Here is a 15,517-nt window from a genome sequence, read left to right as displayed (position 1 = left end):
TGTACCGGGAGGAGGTGACACACGGTGATCTACAGGCCGGTCTCCAGGGCGAGGGCGGCGGGTTCGGCCTTCCAGGCGCGGGTGCGACAGCCGTTGGAGCCGCCGGCGTCGGCGGTGATCAGCAGCCGGGACGCGGCCGGGCAGTCCAGGCTGCCGCGGGCCTTCCACCAGCGGCGGACGGACTCGACCGCGAAGGCGGCGGTGTCATGGCCAATACCGACGCTGACCCAGCCGGTGTTCGCTGCCAGGTCGTAGACGCCGTACGGGATCGCCTTGCCCAGCTCCGCATCGGGGAAGTCGTGGGTCGAGACCAGAACCGGCTGCCCCGTCGGCAGCCACTGCTGTCCGGCGTTCTTGTAGGAGCCGACCAGCTCTTTCTTCTTGGTCTCCACGCTGACCACGGGCTCTCCGGCATCGATGTGAGCCCTGGCCTGCTCGTTGATGTAGCGGAACTGCCCGTCCCGGTCCGGGTGCCGGCTGTCCTCGATGGTCCTGGCGTTGCCCTGAAGTGAAGCCCTCCGCGCGCAGCAGGTCCCCGACCGTGTCGGCCCAGACCCGGTGGCCCTGCCGGGTCAGCTCCGCCGCCAGGTCCCGCGTTGGCTTCGTCGTCCAGCGCAGCGGCGACATCGGGTCCCCGCGCACGTCCGGCTCCACCAGCGCCAGCAACGCATCGCGCAGCCCGGGGTCCAGATCCACGACCCGTTTGCGGCCGCCGCCCCGGCCGCCGGGTGCGTCCCAGCGGCAACTCACCGGACTCCAGCTCACGCACCCCCAGCGAGACGGTCGCCTCCCGCACGCCGGCAGCCTGTGCGACCATCCGGACCCCGCCATGTCCGATCGATCGCGCCTCCGCTCCCAGCAGCAGACGACGCTCACGTTCATCGAGATGCGGCAGGATCGTCTCGAACTTCGCTGCCAGCATGGCCCGTTGCCCCGACCAAACGCCCGTAGCACACCAACGAACCACCGAGCAGGAAGCTACGGGTTAATGATCTGCAAGTCCTTAACTTCGTGGCATTGGTCCAGCATCTGGCGGTGGCAATAGGTCTCGGGTTGCCCGCCCCTGCCCGCAAGCCAGGCCGGAACCGGCAACAACGGCCGGATGGCCGCCCACTCCGCGTCCGTCACGTCCGACGGATACCGGCGCACCCGATGGGATGATCGGCCGCGTTGCCGTACACCTTGCGCGAGGCAATCGCACGACACGGCGGGCGAGTTGAAGTGAACGGGCTCGGGCGCGTACAACAACGACAACAGGCCCTCCGGGATCCGCTCGGAATGGAGTCGCACCCGAGCTACCAGGAGGCCCTGCCTTCATGCGCGTACCGCCAGGAGATCGTCCGACCAGGAACTTTGTTCGACTTGCATGATCCAAGATCGGTTGAGAGGCGACTCTACCTGGGGCAATGGGTCATGTCTGGGGGGCGGGCTGCTCGGTGGTGGCCCAGCCGGCCAGGAACGTCAGGGCCTGCGCCGAGCGGGAGTGCGGTTCGGCCGTGTAGGCGATCAGGGTCTGGTCCGCGGCGCCGCGCACATCCAGTACCTGGAAGTCGAGGCTGAGTTCTCCGGCGGTGGGATGGCTGAACTCCTTGCGGCCGTAGCGCTGGGCGCGGACGTGGTAGTCGGACCACCAGCGGCGGAAGTCGGCGTCCTTCATGGACAGTTCTCCGACGAGGCGGGCGAGTTCGGGATCGTCCGGATAGCGGCCGGCGTCCATCCTGAGGTAGGCGACGCACTCCTTTGCGACCTTTTCCCACTGCGCGTACATTCCGCGGACGTCGGGGTCGAGGAAGGCCAGCCGTATGTGGTTGCGCCGCTCGGGCGCCAGCTTGCCGAAGTCGGTGATCAAAGCGGCGCCCAGCCTGTTCCACGCGAGGATGTCCATCCGTCGGCCCAGCACGAGGGCGGGCACCCCCGTCATGCTGTCCAGCAGTAGCTGGGTGGCGGGGGCCACACGCTGTCTGCGGGGCACCGCCGAGCGCGCTCTCGATGCGGAAGAGCCCGTGTCCGCCGCGCACCGCAGCAAGTACTCCTCCTCGTCGGGGCGCAGGTTCAGGGCACTGGCGAGCGCGGTGAGGACCTCGGTGGAGGCGGACTTCACCCTGCCCTGTTCGAGGCGGACGATGTAGTCCACGCTGACACCCGCCAGTGCGGCGAGCTCTTCGCGTCGCAGCCCCGGTACCCGGCGGTGGCCGGAGCTCGGTATGCCGACCTGTTCGGCGGTGAGCCGGGCACGGCAGGCACGCAGGTACTCGCCCAGTTCCGTCATGATGAGGGCCTTTCTTCATCTTCGAGCTTACGGGCCCGGGCCCGGTCCGGCTGAGGCCTTCCCATCGGTCTTCGCGGAGGACCTGGCGGGTGACCAGTGCGGAAGCGCCGGGGCGGTCTGTGCTCCGGACCGGGCGGGCCGGAGGATCAGACCGTGGCCACCGCGTCGTCGTGGTCGGTGGACAGGGCCAGGTGCCTCCAGGCCGCGGCCTCCTCACGGAGCTGTGTGATCTTCCGGTCCAGCTCGGCCGCGCAGTCGCTGCCGAGCTGAGCCCGCAGGGGCGGGGTGCCCGCGTCGGCCAGCGCGAGGATGGCTGCGGCGCCCTTGACGGGGTCTCCGGGCTGGGCGTGGTTGAGGCCGGGGACCGCTCCGCGCACGGCGCCGGCGGTCTGCGCGTAGTCGGTGATGACCTCGCCCTCGGTATGCAGGCTGCTGGCGTCGAGGAAGTCGGTGCGGAAGTAGCCGGGCTCGACGATCGTGACATGGATGCCCAGCGGAGCCAGTTCCTGGCGCATCGCTTCGGAGATCCCCTCGACGGCGAACTTGGTGGAGCAGTAGATACCGAAGCCGGCGGAGCTGGTGAACCCTCCCAGTGAGCTGAGGTTGAGAACGCGGCCCGAGCCCTGGCGGCGCATCGCCGGCAGTACGGCACGGGTGACGTTGAGGAGGCCGAAGACGTTCGTGTCGTAGACCGCGCGGACCGCGGCGTCCGACGACTCCTCGATCGCGCCCAGCAGGCCGCGTCCGGCATTGTTGACCAGGACGTCGATCGTCCCGAACCGCTCCACCGCCGCAGCGGCAGCGGCGTGGGCCTGCGACTCGTCGGTGACGTCCAGGGCGAGGGCGAGCAACTGGTCCCCGTACTGCGGCAACGTCTTCTCGACCGTCTCGGGGTTGCGGGCGGTTGCCACTACGTTGTCTCCGCGTTCCAGTGCCTGGCGGGCGATCTCCAGGCCGAATCCGCGGGCTGCGCCGGTGATGAACCACGTGGTCATGCTGACTCCTGATGGGAAGTGGGACAGTCTGTCCCGAGAGACTCGTGTGCGGGGCTTTTTCATGCTCAGCCGGGCGCGGGCGGCCATCCAGGGAAAGTTCTCCATAGGAAGAGCCGTCGGCCCCTGCCTGGGCAGGCAGCGGTCCGTGGCGGTGGGGCCCAGGACCGCCGCACCGGTGATCCGGGGGCTCAGCCGCCGCGGACGACCTTGGTCTCCAGGTACTCCGTCATGCCCTCGGGCCCGAACTCGCGGCCGTTGCCGGACTCCTTGTAGCCGCCCCAGGGGGCCGACCAGTCGAACTCGGCGTCGTTGATGAGGATGTATCCCGCCCGAATCTGCGAAGCCACCGCGTTCGCCTCGTCCAGGTCACCGCCGGTGACGTAGCCGGCGAGGCCGAAGGGGGTGTCGTTGGCGATGGCGACGGCCTCTTCGACGGTGTCGTAGGCGATCACCGACATCACCGGACCGAAGATCTCCTCGCGCGCGATGGCCATATCGTTGCTGACGTCGGCGAAAACGGTCGGCTTGACGAAGTGCCCCGCCTGAAGGCCCTCCGGCTTGCCGAGCCCGCCGGTCACCAGCCGCGCCCCGGCGTCCAGCCCCTGCTGGATGTAGCCCTGGACGGTGTTCCACTGCCCGCGGGAGATCACCGGGCCCATCTGGGTGTCCAGCGACCGCGGGTCGCCCACCTTGAGCGCCTCCAGGGACGGCACCAGCACGGACAGGAACTCCTCAAGACGCGCCCGGGGCACCAGCGTGCGGGTGGGGGCGCTGCACAGCTGGCCGGTCATGGCCATCATCCAGTCGTGCACCGTCCGCACGGCCACGTCGAAGTCGGCGTCGGGCAGCAGGATGTGCGGTGACTTGCCGCCGAGTTCGGTGTTGACGCGCTTCATGGTCGGCGCCGCGGCGACCGTGACCTGCCGAGCCGCATCGAGGGAGCCGGTGAAGGAGATGACCCCGACGTCCGGGTGCGAGCTGAGCGTGTTGCCGATCACCGAGCCGCGGCCGTTAACGAGGTTGAACACCCCCGCCGGTACACCCGCCGCGTCCATGATCTCCGCCAGGATGACGGCGGAATACGGGGTGAGCTGGGCCGGCTTGAAGACCACCGTGCAGCCTGCGGCGAGCGCGGAGACGATCTTCCCGGTGGGCTGCAGCACGGGGAAGTTCCAGGGCGTGATCAGCCCGGCGACGCCCAGCGGCTCCTTGCGGATCTCGGTGCTGCCGCGCTGCTCGCTGAAGGTAAAGCTCTTCAGGACCTCGATGGCGGTGGTGATCTGGATCCGGCCCGTCGGCACGTGCGCACCGCGGGCCAGCGCCAGCGGCGCCCCCACTTCCGAGACCACCACCTGGGCCAAGTCCTCCGCCCGACGGTCGAACTCGACAAGGACGCGCTCCATGAGCTCGATGCGCTCCTCGGGGGAGGTCTGGGAGTACGAGTCGAAGGCGTACTTGGCCGCGGCGACCGCACGGTTGACGTCGGCCTCGCCGCCCAGGGCCACACGACCGGTGATCTCGCCGGTCGCGGGGTGGGTCAGCTCCAGGACGGAGCCCTGCTCGGGCTCGCGCCAGGCGCCGTCTATGTACAGCTTGGTGTGCTCACGCATGATGACCTTCTCTTAGTCGGGAGGCCGAAGACTGTTTCGGAAAGCCGTCTTTGGGCCTCGAAGCCTTGGCCATGTCTCATGCTCAAGGCGAGCCGAGAAGCCATCCAGAGAAGCCATTTCCTAGGGAGGCGGAGAGCAGGAAGGGGAGACGTTCACCAGCCTACGGACTGATCAGTTCGGCCGGCTGTTGAAGGCGGTTCGGGAGCGCAGCGGCGAGGGCTGTGGCGGGGTCGTCCGTGGCGGCTGCCGCCGCGCTGCTCGTCCTTTCGGGCGCGTGGGACGAGCCGGACCAGGCTGACCGGATCCTCCAGATCACAGCCGACGCTCCTTTTCCTCGAACGAGCCGTCCCTGCGGCGCGCTGCGGCTCACCGACGCCGAGTCCGAGCACCTCCACGTCCTCGCGGGCACCACACCGAACCGGATCCCTGCCGGGCCGGGACAGCGAAACAGTCAAACCCGTGATCCCAACTCGTCACAGTCCCGAGCTGCAGCTCTCGTCAGGCGAGGCGCTTCTGTGGTGGTTGGGAGCGTCCGAGGAATCGCGTGAGAGCGGGATCGGCCCGCCCCGTCATCAAGGTGGGGATCATCAGCGTCGCCGCCATGTACGGCCTCTACCTGCCTCAACAGCGGGAACGGGTATTCGAGGGGTTCGTCAGGGTCGGGGTCTTGCATGGGTGGGCTCCTTGCCTCAGGACGGCGCGGGTGGGGCCTCCGGCGAGTTGCCGGCGTGGCCAATGCCCCGTTCTGGTATAGGAGTTCGGCCGCTGCGCCGGGGGAAGGTCAGGGGCTGTCATACCCCCCAATGTGGACGCAGGGGCCGGCAACAGTATGTATCGGGTGCGTTGTGACAGGAGGGAGGCCTGGCCTTCGAGCGGCTGCAACAGCACCTGGGGCGGCGCGGGACACCCGCCGCTCAACTGGCCGGACATGCACTCCGGCGCGCCGCCGCGGCCCTGCGTCGCTGTAACGCGGGCGATGCTGCCTGGCGCGTGCGCGGCTCCGTCGCAACGGATCAGGCTGTCATCGGGTTCTCTTGGCCTGGTCGGCGTGCTCAGCGTCGTGCTGGACCAGGATGGAGAGCAGATCCGCCACAGTCAGGGCCGCCTCGGCCGGGTGGCGCAGAGGGTTTCCCGGCCGGATGCGGTAGGCGTTGGACCGTCCTTCACGCCGGTGGGTGAGGTAACCGTCCGCCTCCAGGTCAGAAATGATCTTCTGGACCGCGCGTTCGGTGAGCCGACAGTGTGCGGCGATGTCGCGGACGCGGCTTCGGCGATTACTCGCGATCGCGGCGAGCACCCGCGCGTGGTTGGTGAGGAACGTCCACCCCGGGTACGGCTCGGGTACTTCTCCCATACAGCCAGAGTAGGACCGAACCGTTCACGTATCCAAAAGACCGAAATAGATTTCCTGTATTTCTTGACAGGCCACGGCGGGCTGGCACAGCCTGGATGCGGAAGGAAGTGGACGCCGACGGAAAGAGGCGGCCATGCGGGAGCTGAGCCTTCCCCGGCAAGGGGCCAGGGAGGCAGAGATCGTGAGCAGACCACCGGTCGACCACCCCGCCGCTGCGCAAGCGGCACCGCGAAATCTTCTGATTGATGCCTCGCCCCGTGGCGGGCGCTTGCTCGTGACGATCCGCGGCGATCTCGACATCAGCGCGGAAAGAGCGGTCCGGGCCGCCCTGCGCGACGCCGTCGGGCAGAGCAGGCACGGTGTCGATCTCGACCTGAGCGGCACAGCGTTCTGTGACGCTTGCGGCCTGAACTGTTTCCTCACCGCCCGGCGCCGCGCCCTGGAAGCGGGCAAGACGGTGACCATCCGCGCCGCCAGCCCCCCGGTGCAGCGTCTGCTGAGCGTGACGGGCACGTGGCCCCTGTTCACGCTTAAGCGCTGTTCGGCAGGCTTGTCCAGCCGCAGCCCCGAAGCGAGCGCGGAACGTCAGAAGGATGTCCTGGACGATGACGAGAACCTGCGCACCGAGGTCGTCCAACTGCGCCGGGCGATGCAGACACGCCCCATCATCGATCAGGCCACAGGGATCCTGATGGCCACGTTCAACCTCACGGTCCAGGACGCCTGGCAGGTACTTGTCACCATCTCCCAGAACACCAACACCAAACTCGTCCACGTCGCCGAGAAACTGCTCACCACGGTTCAGGGCCAGCCGCTCCCCGAGGAAGACCAGCAGTACGTGGCCGCAGCCGTCGCCGCCCTCAGCACCGCAGATACGACCTCCGGTCCCCCGCAACCAGAACACCCAGCCCCCGAGGAAGAGGCCGGCGGCCGCGGGGCGCCGCCGTGAGGCGGCCCAGCCCCTTGCAGTGCATGCGGTACCGGGCTCCGCAGCAGTCCACGTGTCGCTCGACACCCGGGGGCACTGCGACGGGTAGCCGTAACTGCCCCGAACACCCTGCTGCCTGCCCAGCACCCTGCCGCGGTCAGTGGTTCGTCGCGAATGCCATGAGCCGGAGCATGGCGGACGACCACCTGATCGCTGGGGCCGTGCCGGGCCCGGGGTCCCGCCAGAGCCGCTCGGCCCTTGGCGGGCCGGAAGAGACCAGGTCAAGTGCCCAGCTGACCAGCGGTCAGAGTAACGTGAAGAGGTGGCAGACCCCCCGCAGCAGCCACACCTCCTCTCGGGTGCAGTACTGCGGGAGGCGCGAGCCGCAAGGAGCCAGGCATGATCCATTCAGCCGATATCCGCGAGTGGCGCAACCAGAACGTGATCGACCCCAAAGGACGCAAAATCGGAGCGCTGGAAGCGGTCTACGTGGACACCACCACCGACACGCCGGCCATGGCCACCGTCCGTACCGGACTTCCGACCCGGCACCGACTCGTCTTCGTCCCCGTCGACGAGGCAACCCTGGGCCCCGGATACGTGCAGGTGGCCCACTCGAAAGGGCTGGTCAAGAAGGCGCCGTCCATGGGCATGGACGACGTCCTGCCCGTCGAGCGGGAAGAAGAGGTCTTCAAACACTACGACCAGCCCTACAAGCCAGGCGCCGGGCACGGGCGTCGCCTCGCACGCCGCTGACCAGCCTCCATCGCCAGAGTGTCCAAGCCCGACCAATCGCTGTTCACCGCGCGGGCCCATCGCCCGCACCGCAGGCCCAAGGATGTGCTCACCATGGCACTTTTCCTGTTCCTGATCCTCGTGGCCATCGTCCTGGGACTCATCGGTGCGGTGGCGGAGGGACTGACCTACCTCCTGATCATCGGCATCGTGGTCTTCGTGGCGGACCTGGTCCTGTTCGGTAGGCGCTGGTCCCGGCGCTCTCATCGACACCTCCTGCGGTGATGCCACCGCACGGCATCCGGGCGGCACGTTCGCCGCTGCGCGGCGCGCGAAAAGAGCCGAAGGCGCGGTGACACGGCCCCTTCGGCCTTCCCTTCCTCGGGCCCACCTCTTGCTGAGCGCGCCACGTGTTCGGCCCAGCCGCACTGACGTCGCCGAGCGAGATGACACCGACCCGGTCATCCCCCTCAACGACCGGGAGACGGCGAATGGAGTACTCCCGCATCAATGCGACAGCGCGGTCGAGGTCCTCGTCCGGGGCGACCGTGACCAGTTCCTCACTGCACAGATTCGGCGCGGCCATCGGCGTCTTGCCGAACCACTACGACACCACCCGCCCGGCGTATCCGTGCCGACCTGCGCGCACGTCAGGTCCCCTGGCTGGCGCCGCCCAGGCAGGAGTCGACACCCACGGGTGCCAACTCCTGATCCACCGCCATCCGGTTCACGGACTCGATTCCCGCGCTGTCACACGGAACGACCGATGCGCTCGCGCGAGCGCGAGAGTGCCCGCCCCGCTATGACTGACCTCGCGTATGACTGACCTCGCGAGGAATGGGCCCGATCGGCAGTTGGGAGCCGCCCATGTTCTATTACGTGCTCAAGTACGTCCTTCTGGGACCGTTGCTTCGGCTGCTGTTCCGGCCGTGGGCCGAGGGGCTCGAGCATGTTCCGGCCAAGGGCGCAGCGATCGTTGCCAGCAATCACCTGTCCTTCGCGGACCCCCTCCTTATGCCCGCGGTCCTCAAACGGCGCATCACGTTCCTGGCCAAAGCGGAGTACTTCACCGCGCCGGGCGTCACGGGCCGACTGACCGCGCTCGTTCTCCGCGCTGCCGACCAGATTTCGATCGACAGATCAGGCAGGGCCGCAGGGCAGGCGGCCATCCGGGAGGGGCTGGGGGTACTGGCGCAGGGAGAGCTGCTCGCGATCTATCCAGAGGGCACCCGCTCCCCCGACGGCCGGCTGTACAAGGGCAAGGTCGGGGTGGCAGTGACGGCGCTGGCCGCGCAGGTTCCGGTGATTCCGTGCGCGATGGTGGGGACCTTCGAGATCCGGCCCCCGGGACGTGTCCTGCCCAGGATCCGGCCGACCGCGATCCGTTTCGGGGAACCGCTGGACTTCTCGCGCTTTACGGGCCTGGCGGACCACAAGACGGTGCTGCGGGCCGTCACCGACGAGATCACGTACGCGATCTTGCGGCTTTCGGGCCAGGAATACGTGGACCGGTACGCAGCCGACGTGAAGGCCGAACGAGCGAAGGGCCGGCGGGCTTGAGGTTACGCCGCCCGTTGGCTGCGATCCGGTGCTGGACGGCCGTCCGCTACAAAAGAGCACCACGGTCACACTGTCGGCCAGGCCCGGTCGGCCTGCTGGTGAGGTCAGGCGGCGGTCCACGCGTGGGCAGCGCCGCCGCGCCATTCGACCCACCGCGGGTCGTCCAGGACGGCATCCGGCTCCGTGATGCCCGCGGCTTCGAGGAACACCACCAGATCTGGTCACTGTAGGCGGTGCCGAGAATCTCATCGTGACCGTGAATGTGCACGGTGACTTTCCGGCCGCCCGTGTGGGAGGGCTGGTGTACGACGATCGGCGCGCTCATCACGCCTCCCAGCCTGCCCCCGGCGCCACCACGCCGCGAGCGGGGCCGTGGCGGTCCTCCTCTTCGGCATCCGTGAACCCCGGCCATGGCGTCCTGTCCGCGGAACGCCTGGGCCTTCGCCACGGACTCCCACTGGTTAGGGTGGGAAGTCAGGTGTCCAAGACGAGCGTGAGCAACGACACCAGCAGCACGTTTTGCCTGTGGGTCGAGCCGTGGGGAACCGATCACTGGATGTGCCCTGGTGAAGCGTTCACCGTGGTGACCGAGACCGAGCCGGAGCAGTCGGCGTTCAACGTGGTCGTACATGATCAAGGCGTCACGGTGCGGGTGAACTCGGGTGGTGACGCCGAGGTCTTCCACAAGAACCGCGAGCCGGTGCCGCGTGGGCACCAGCAGCCGGCCGAGGGTGGATGATCTGCGCTTGTCTTGTCGTCCGCTCCCGCGAGGCTGATCTGTTCCGCGGCGCCGAGGGACCGACGGCCAGGAGCCGTGCCGGCCTCAAGCGCGTTTTCCGTCCCGGCCGAGGCCCGGCTCCGTCGCGTGGCGCAGCGGACGCAAGCCCGCCACCAGCGTGAGCGACCACGCTGCAGCAAAGAACCACGGGACGGCCGGATCCGACGTACGCACCCCCATGACCGCCAGGAACACCGACGCCGCGGTCATCAACGCGACAGCCAGTCTCAGCCAGGTGCAGGGCGCCCGCCCGCTCGTACGGCACGTGAAGCGATGATCGTAGCGCAGTTCCGCCTTGATGTGCGCCGGGGCGAAACGCTCGTACGGCGAGAGCCGCACCTTCTTCGAAGCATCCCCGTCCTCCATCACGATCCCGACACCTCCTTCAGGCACCGGCAGCCGTCCCGGTCTCCAGTCCTCCATGTGGGCCTCGCCGAGCTGTCTCGCATCGCGGCCGCGTCAGCATCATCCCGAGGGCTCTTGGCGGCCGACAGTGTGGGAAGGGCTACACGTTGGGCTTGGCTGCGCTGATGTCCCCCAGCACGGAGCCTTCGCCCCGTTCGATCGCCAGGTCGCCCAGGGAGACGATGCCAACGGGCCTGTCACCTTCGACGACCGGCAGCCGCCGGACGGCGTGCTCGCGCATCAGCTCGACCGCCTGGTCCAGGCTGTCGTCCGGAGCGATGGTGACCAGGTCTTCGCTGCAGGCCTGCACCACGGTGGTCTGCTCGGGATTCACGCCTTCCGCGAGGGCTCGCACCACCAGGTGGCGGTCACTCACCAGGCACCGCAGATGTCCCTGCTCGGTCACCAGGACGGCGCCGATGTCCTGGTCACGCATCTGCCGCGCCACGGCGGCCACCGATGCCTGCGGTTCCACGGTCACAAGAACGCTGGTCATGATGTCACGCACACGCTGGACCACGACGAACGCTTGGGTGCTTCTGAGGTTTTCGCTTCGGGGTGACGGCGGCTTCGTCGGTGGGTGTATGCCGGTGGGATGAGGTATCCCGATGGGGGCGGTCTGACCGCGGTGGAGCGGGCCCGGCGGGAACGGGTGCGGTTCCAGGCCGCCGGGATGTTTGCTGCGGGGTTGAAGCCGCCCCAGGTCGCGCGGGCTGTGCGGGTGTCGCGGAAGTTCGCGTACGCCTGGCACGCGGCTTGGCGTGCGGGTGGGAACGACGCGTTACGGTCCAAGGGGCTCTCGGGGGTCGCCTCGCGGATGAAGCCGGCCTGGCGGTCCTGGCTGGCCCGCGCTCTGGAGCAGGGGCCGGCCGCACACGGCTGGACGGAGGACCAGCGCTGGACGCCGGCGAGGATTACATTGCTGGTCGCCCGGCGCTTTAACGTGCGCTTCAGCCGGCCGCAATTGTCGCGGATTCTGCGGCAGATGGGCCTTTCCGTCCGCGGCCCGGTGCACCGGGCCGCGGAGCGGGACGAGAAGCACGTGTGGGTGTGGCGGGGGAAGACGTGGGCGCGCGTGGAAGGAAGGTGAGGGAGCAGGATGCGCGGCTGCGGGCCGCGCCCGCACCCGGTGGATTCGCGATCTTCCGCACCGAGTATCGCCCCCCGCAGCTTGAGATTCCCCAGCCCAGCGCCGATGGACCCACACACGTTCGACTTGCACATCACCGAAGTGGACCTCAGCGTCCCCATTTCCTTCGCGACGCCAACCGAGGGAGTACCCGACTTCGCGTACAGAGTTTCGTCTCTTGATCCGGAGTACTTCATCATCCGGACCGAACTCAGCTCTCCTGGATATGTCACGTGGCACGTCCGGGTCATTGGACCTGCAGTGGGAAATCGGGGGTGGTGATCGCCGATGAAGAGGGTCAGCCGTTCCGTCTCGTGTCTCGCGGGTAGCGCACTCACGCGCAGTGAGCTTTGCGGATTTCGGCGCGGGCCGGGCGACAGTTGCACGCCCGGCCCGTACAAGGCCGTCCAGGCCCTTGCCTCAGCCGTGCGGTCGCCGCCTGCTGCGAGGCCTGGCCCCAGGAGAACCGGATCGGCCTGTCCCCGCGATGTGACCTGCCGCGGCCCCGACTACGCCGCCACAAGGGCCCGCGTCGAGCACCTCGTCGCAAAGTCATACCTTGGACGGTGAACCCGAAGTCGTCTTATGTCTGGCCGAGTTCGCCCCAATCAACCTCCAACTCCACCCGGGGCGGCAGTGGCCGACCTCAGTAGCCGTGCCCACGTCAAGAAATGCGAGGCGTGCGAGCGTCCCGCCTACAGCAGACGTGTACGCATGAAGTCCGGGAGTTCTCCGGACTCGAGCTGCAGCTCGAGGGTGCTGAGCTTGGCTGCGGTGGGCCCGGTGATGTTGAGATATCGGGGGTCTTCAGGCGTACCGCTGTTCGGGCAGCTGAGGAAGTACGAGCGCCGAAGTCGATGGCGAGTCGGACGCGAGGTGTTCGCCCATCGCCGCAGTCGGGCTGGTGGCAAGTTGCAGGGGCTTGTCCGTCAGGAAACTCCAGACGTCATGATGGACGGCTGGAAGGTTTGGCAGGCTGACGTGTTCCCCGTTGATGTACCGCGTCTCGCCGACCCGTGGGAGTAGAGCGGAGGCGAGCGACACCCGGCCGTCACCGTCTCGGTCCGGGTGGTGGGGGACGCGACTGGTGATGCGGTCCATGTGCTGCCACAGGAAGCCCGTGCGCTAGGTGTACTCGGTCATGAGGTTGGTGACAGTCGGCTGATCGGTGGCTGGCCGCCGAGCGCGGTGTGTCGGCGGCCAGTGTTGTAGAAGTCGAGCCAGGGCGCGAGTGCTCGCGCGCGTTGGGCATTGCTGGTGAAGACCTTCCGGTAAGCCCATTCGGTCTGCAGGGTGCGGTTGAACCGTTCGACCTTTCCGTTGGTCCACGGGCAGTGCGGGCGGGTGAACTTCTGGCGTGCTCCGAGTGCTTGGCATGCGGTCTGGAAGTCGTGCGAGAGCCGGTAGTTCTTGGCGTTGTCGGTCATGACCCGCTCGATGCGGGTGATGCCGTGAGCGTGGAAGAACGCGGCTGCGCGGGTGAGAAAGCCCGCGCAGGTGGTGCCCTTCTCGTCGGGGAGGATCTCGGCGTAGGCGAGGCGGGAGTGGTCGTCGACGGCAGCGTGGACGTAGTCGTAACCCAGTCCCCGCATCGATCCGGGTCGTTCACCGCGGCCGTGGGCGCGATGGCCGCCGCCGGCGGGGATCCTGCCGAGCTTCTTGACGTCGACATGGATCATGTCGCCGGGCCGGGAGTGTTCGTAGCGGCGGCTGCTGGCCCTGGTGGCGCGGATGACCTGGCCGGTCAGCGGGTCGCAGGCGGACAGCGCCGGCACCTGGTGGCGGCTGAGGATCCGGCTGATGGTGCGGGCGGGGACGCCGGTCTGCTCGGCCAGGGCGTCGGGACCCGTGCGCAGGGTGCGGCGGGCTTTGAGCACGCGCTGTTCGACGGCCGCGGGTGTGCGGGTGGGACGGCGGTGCGGACTGCTGCTGCGGTCCTGCAGCCCGCTCCAGCCCTCCGCGCGGTAGCGGTTCACCCAGCGATGGGCGCACTGGCGGGAGACGCCGAGTTCCTTTGCGACGTGAGCGACCGGACGCCGGTCCAGTACGACACGACGCACCAGCAGGCATCTGCCGTGAAAAGTCAGCCGGGCATTAGCGTGGGCCACCAGGACCTCCGAGGTGAGTGAAGACGGCTATCTCCACTACGCCCGGAGGTCCTTCCTTGATCAACTACCGACGGCTGCGTGTCACCAACGTGACGGCCGAGTACAGCTAGGCGAGGCGGAAGAGGGTCTTGAATCCGGTCCCGGCGATCACTGCCATACGGTCGTGCCGGCGCTGGTCGAGAGTGCTATGCCATGCATGGAGACGGAGTGGGCCGTGGCCGAACTGTGGGAATTGAAATATAGGGACATGACAGGCCGCCTTCTCCTGTCTCCCCGACCGGGCCGTCGTCCGTCCACTTTGACACACGTCCCCACCATTGCCAGGCCGAACACGGCGGCGCACCACCCGAGTCGACTGGCTCACTCTGCCGGTCTCATAGAGCGTCTGGCCTGCATTTTCTCTCCTGCGCCCACCTGACCCCCGAGGTCCACTCCGCCCTCAACGTCTCCGGCGCCCTCGGCTGCCGCAACGGCCGAGGCGGCACGGCACCCAGCGCGGTCGTCGTCGAGCCCGTGGAGGTCAAGGCGGACCTGGCGGCGCAGCTCGCGTGGGCCACGCTCGATCAGTCCTGGCGGCCGCTCTGCGACGGCCAGAAGGGTCCGAACATCGGTTTCAGGTCCTTGGTGCTGCCCGGACGGCTAGATAACGGATGAGATTCGGCCACTGGCCGAAACCTTGACTCACCTCTACTCGGAGGTAAGTATTCCGGTTACCCGTTCGCCATTGCCGAACGCGGGTCGGTCGCAGTCGAGCATGAAAGGGACGTCATGCACGCACGACGCACAAAACGAACAGCCCGCCTCCTCGCCCCCACCGCCGCAGCGGCGCTCTGCGTCCTCGGCCTCACAGCCCCCGCGGGCGCAGCCGACACCCCGCCGCCGGGCGCCAACAACTGGTCGTGCAAGCCGGACTCCGCGCACCCGCAGCCCGTGGTCCTGGTCAACGGCACCTTCAAGACCTCCTACGAGAACTGGCTGGCCCTGTCGCCCGCGCTCGTGGACGCCGGCTACTGCGTGTTCTCCTTCGAGTACGGCGGACTGGAAACCGCCCCGATCCCGGACTCGGCGGCCGAACTGCGTGACTTCGTGAACGCCGTGCTCGGCGCGACCGGCGCCAGGAAAGTCGACATCGTGGGCCACAGCCAGGGCGGCATGATGCCCCGCTACTACGTGAAATTTCTTGACGGGGCCACCAAGGTCGACGACCTCGTCGGCATCGTGCCCTCCAACCACGGCACCAGCAACCCGCTGGCCCTCGCAGCCGGTGCCACCGTCTGCCCCTCCTGCGTCGACCAGACCACCGGCTCGGACTTCCTGCAGAAGCTCAACTCCGACCCCGAGACCCCGGTCGGCCCCGACTACACGGCCATCGCCACCAAGTACGACGAGGTCGTGCTGCCGTACACCAGCGCCTTCCTCCAGGGCCCGGACTCGTACGTGACCAATGTGCTGCTCCAGGACCGCTGCCCGCTCGACACCACCGAGCACGACCAGGCACCCAAGTCCCCGCTGGTCGAGCAGTGGGTGCTCAACGCCCTCCAGCGGAACGGACCGGCAGATCCGGCCTTCGTGCCGCGCTGCATCAGCACCGGCTGAACCCACCGAGCCGGACAGACCTGTGCGGGATCCGCCCACAGCACATCGTG

Annotated in this window: 15 protein-coding genes and 2 pseudogenes; 8 read left to right on the top strand and 9 right to left on the bottom strand. The window is 68.2% G+C overall.

Annotation, left to right across the window (positions count from 1 at the left end; translation table 11 throughout):
• Positions 1-32: 32 nt before the first annotated feature.
• The 5 genes and pseudogenes from N8I87_RS40025 to N8I87_RS40005 all read right to left on the bottom strand — a co-directional run.
• A pseudogene (locus tag N8I87_RS40025) lies at positions 33-922 on the bottom strand (ISAzo13 family transposase); the annotation flags it as partial.
• Between the two features lie 489 nt (positions 923-1,411).
• Positions 1,412-2,269 carry a helix-turn-helix domain-containing protein gene (locus N8I87_RS40020; protein WP_263215847.1) on the bottom strand — a complete coding sequence of 286 codons (858 nt, stop codon included), beginning with the start codon at positions 2,267-2,269 and terminating at the stop codon, positions 1,412-1,414.
• A 146-nt stretch (positions 2,270-2,415) separates the two neighbouring features.
• Positions 2,416-3,264 carry an oxidoreductase gene (locus tag N8I87_RS40015; protein WP_263215846.1) on the bottom strand — a complete coding sequence of 283 codons (849 nt, stop codon included), beginning with the start codon at positions 3,262-3,264 and terminating at the stop codon, positions 2,416-2,418.
• Between the two features lie 188 nt (positions 3,265-3,452).
• Positions 3,453-4,874, bottom strand: coding sequence for an aldehyde dehydrogenase family protein (locus N8I87_RS40010; protein ID WP_263215844.1), 1,422 nt, complete (start codon positions 4,872-4,874; stop codon positions 3,453-3,455).
• 1,021 nt (positions 4,875-5,895) lie between these two features.
• Positions 5,896-6,228, bottom strand: coding sequence for a helix-turn-helix transcriptional regulator (locus tag N8I87_RS40005; protein WP_263215843.1), 333 nt, complete (start codon positions 6,226-6,228; stop codon positions 5,896-5,898).
• 133 nt (positions 6,229-6,361) lie between these two features.
• Here N8I87_RS40005 and N8I87_RS40000 point away from each other — a divergent pair, with 133 nt between their 5' ends.
• From N8I87_RS40000 to N8I87_RS39990, 3 genes are all read left to right on the top strand, one after another.
• Positions 6,362-7,177, top strand: a complete 816-nt coding sequence (locus tag N8I87_RS40000; RefSeq protein ID WP_263215842.1) for an ANTAR domain-containing protein — start codon at positions 6,362-6,364, stop codon at positions 7,175-7,177.
• Between the two features lie 378 nt (positions 7,178-7,555).
• On the top strand, positions 7,556-7,912 hold the full coding sequence (locus N8I87_RS39995) for a PRC-barrel domain-containing protein (RefSeq protein WP_263215841.1): 357 nt from the start codon (positions 7,556-7,558) through the stop codon (positions 7,910-7,912).
• 18 nt (positions 7,913-7,930) lie between these two features.
• On the top strand, positions 7,931-8,176 hold the full coding sequence (locus N8I87_RS39990; protein WP_263217001.1) for a hypothetical protein: 246 nt from the start codon (positions 7,931-7,933) through the stop codon (positions 8,174-8,176).
• Here N8I87_RS39990 and N8I87_RS44570 read toward each other — a convergent pair.
• On the bottom strand, positions 8,091-8,477 hold the full coding sequence (locus tag N8I87_RS44570; protein WP_411577345.1) for a CBS domain-containing protein: 387 nt from the start codon (positions 8,475-8,477) through the stop codon (positions 8,091-8,093). The two genes, N8I87_RS39990 and N8I87_RS44570, sit on opposite strands and share 86 nt — an antisense overlap.
• A gap of 281 nt (positions 8,478-8,758) precedes the next feature.
• Between N8I87_RS44570 and N8I87_RS39980 the strand changes: the two genes are divergently transcribed.
• Positions 8,759-9,451: a lysophospholipid acyltransferase family protein gene (locus N8I87_RS39980; RefSeq protein WP_263215840.1), complete on the top strand. Its 693-nt coding sequence runs from the start codon at positions 8,759-8,761 to the stop codon at positions 9,449-9,451.
• Positions 9,452-9,944: 493 nt separating this feature from the next.
• The gene (locus tag N8I87_RS39970; RefSeq protein WP_263215839.1) at positions 9,945-10,190 is read left to right on the top strand and encodes a hypothetical protein; all 246 of its coding nucleotides are present in this window, start codon (positions 9,945-9,947) and stop codon (positions 10,188-10,190) included.
• Positions 10,191-10,274: 84 nt separating this feature from the next.
• Here N8I87_RS39970 and N8I87_RS39965 read toward each other — a convergent pair whose 3' ends face one another.
• Complete coding sequence (locus N8I87_RS39965) at positions 10,275-10,595, bottom strand: DUF3040 domain-containing protein (RefSeq protein ID WP_263216923.1); 321 nt, start codon at positions 10,593-10,595, stop codon at positions 10,275-10,277.
• 139 nt (positions 10,596-10,734) lie between these two features.
• On the bottom strand, positions 10,735-11,154 hold the full coding sequence (locus N8I87_RS39960; RefSeq protein WP_263215838.1) for a CBS domain-containing protein: 420 nt from the start codon (positions 11,152-11,154) through the stop codon (positions 10,735-10,737).
• 75 nt (positions 11,155-11,229) lie between these two features.
• Between N8I87_RS39960 and N8I87_RS39955 the strand changes: the two genes are divergently transcribed.
• On the top strand, positions 11,230-11,724 hold the full coding sequence (locus N8I87_RS39955) for a winged helix-turn-helix domain-containing protein (RefSeq protein WP_263215837.1): 495 nt from the start codon (positions 11,230-11,232) through the stop codon (positions 11,722-11,724).
• A 1,178-nt stretch (positions 11,725-12,902) separates the two neighbouring features.
• On the opposite strand, the gene N8I87_RS39950 is transcribed toward N8I87_RS39955, so the two are convergent.
• Entirely contained in the window at positions 12,903-13,871 is a 969-nt protein-coding gene (locus N8I87_RS39950; protein WP_263206714.1) for an IS481 family transposase, read from the bottom strand.
• Between the two features lie 411 nt (positions 13,872-14,282).
• On the opposite strand from N8I87_RS39950, the pseudogene N8I87_RS39945 reads away from it, so the two are divergent.
• Positions 14,283-14,429 (top strand): annotated as a pseudogene (locus N8I87_RS39945) (argininosuccinate lyase); the annotation flags it as partial.
• A 210-nt stretch (positions 14,430-14,639) separates the two neighbouring features.
• Entirely contained in the window at positions 14,640-15,467 is an 828-nt protein-coding gene (locus N8I87_RS39940) for an alpha/beta fold hydrolase (protein ID WP_263215836.1), read from the top strand.
• Positions 15,468-15,517: the final 50 nt, after the last annotated feature.

The organism is Streptomyces sp. HUAS 15-9 (assembly GCF_025642155.1).
Taxonomy (GTDB): domain Bacteria; phylum Actinomycetota; class Actinomycetes; order Streptomycetales; family Streptomycetaceae; genus Streptomyces.
The sequence above is the reverse complement of the archived record's forward strand: the minus strand, read 5'-3'. Positions and strand labels throughout refer to the sequence as shown.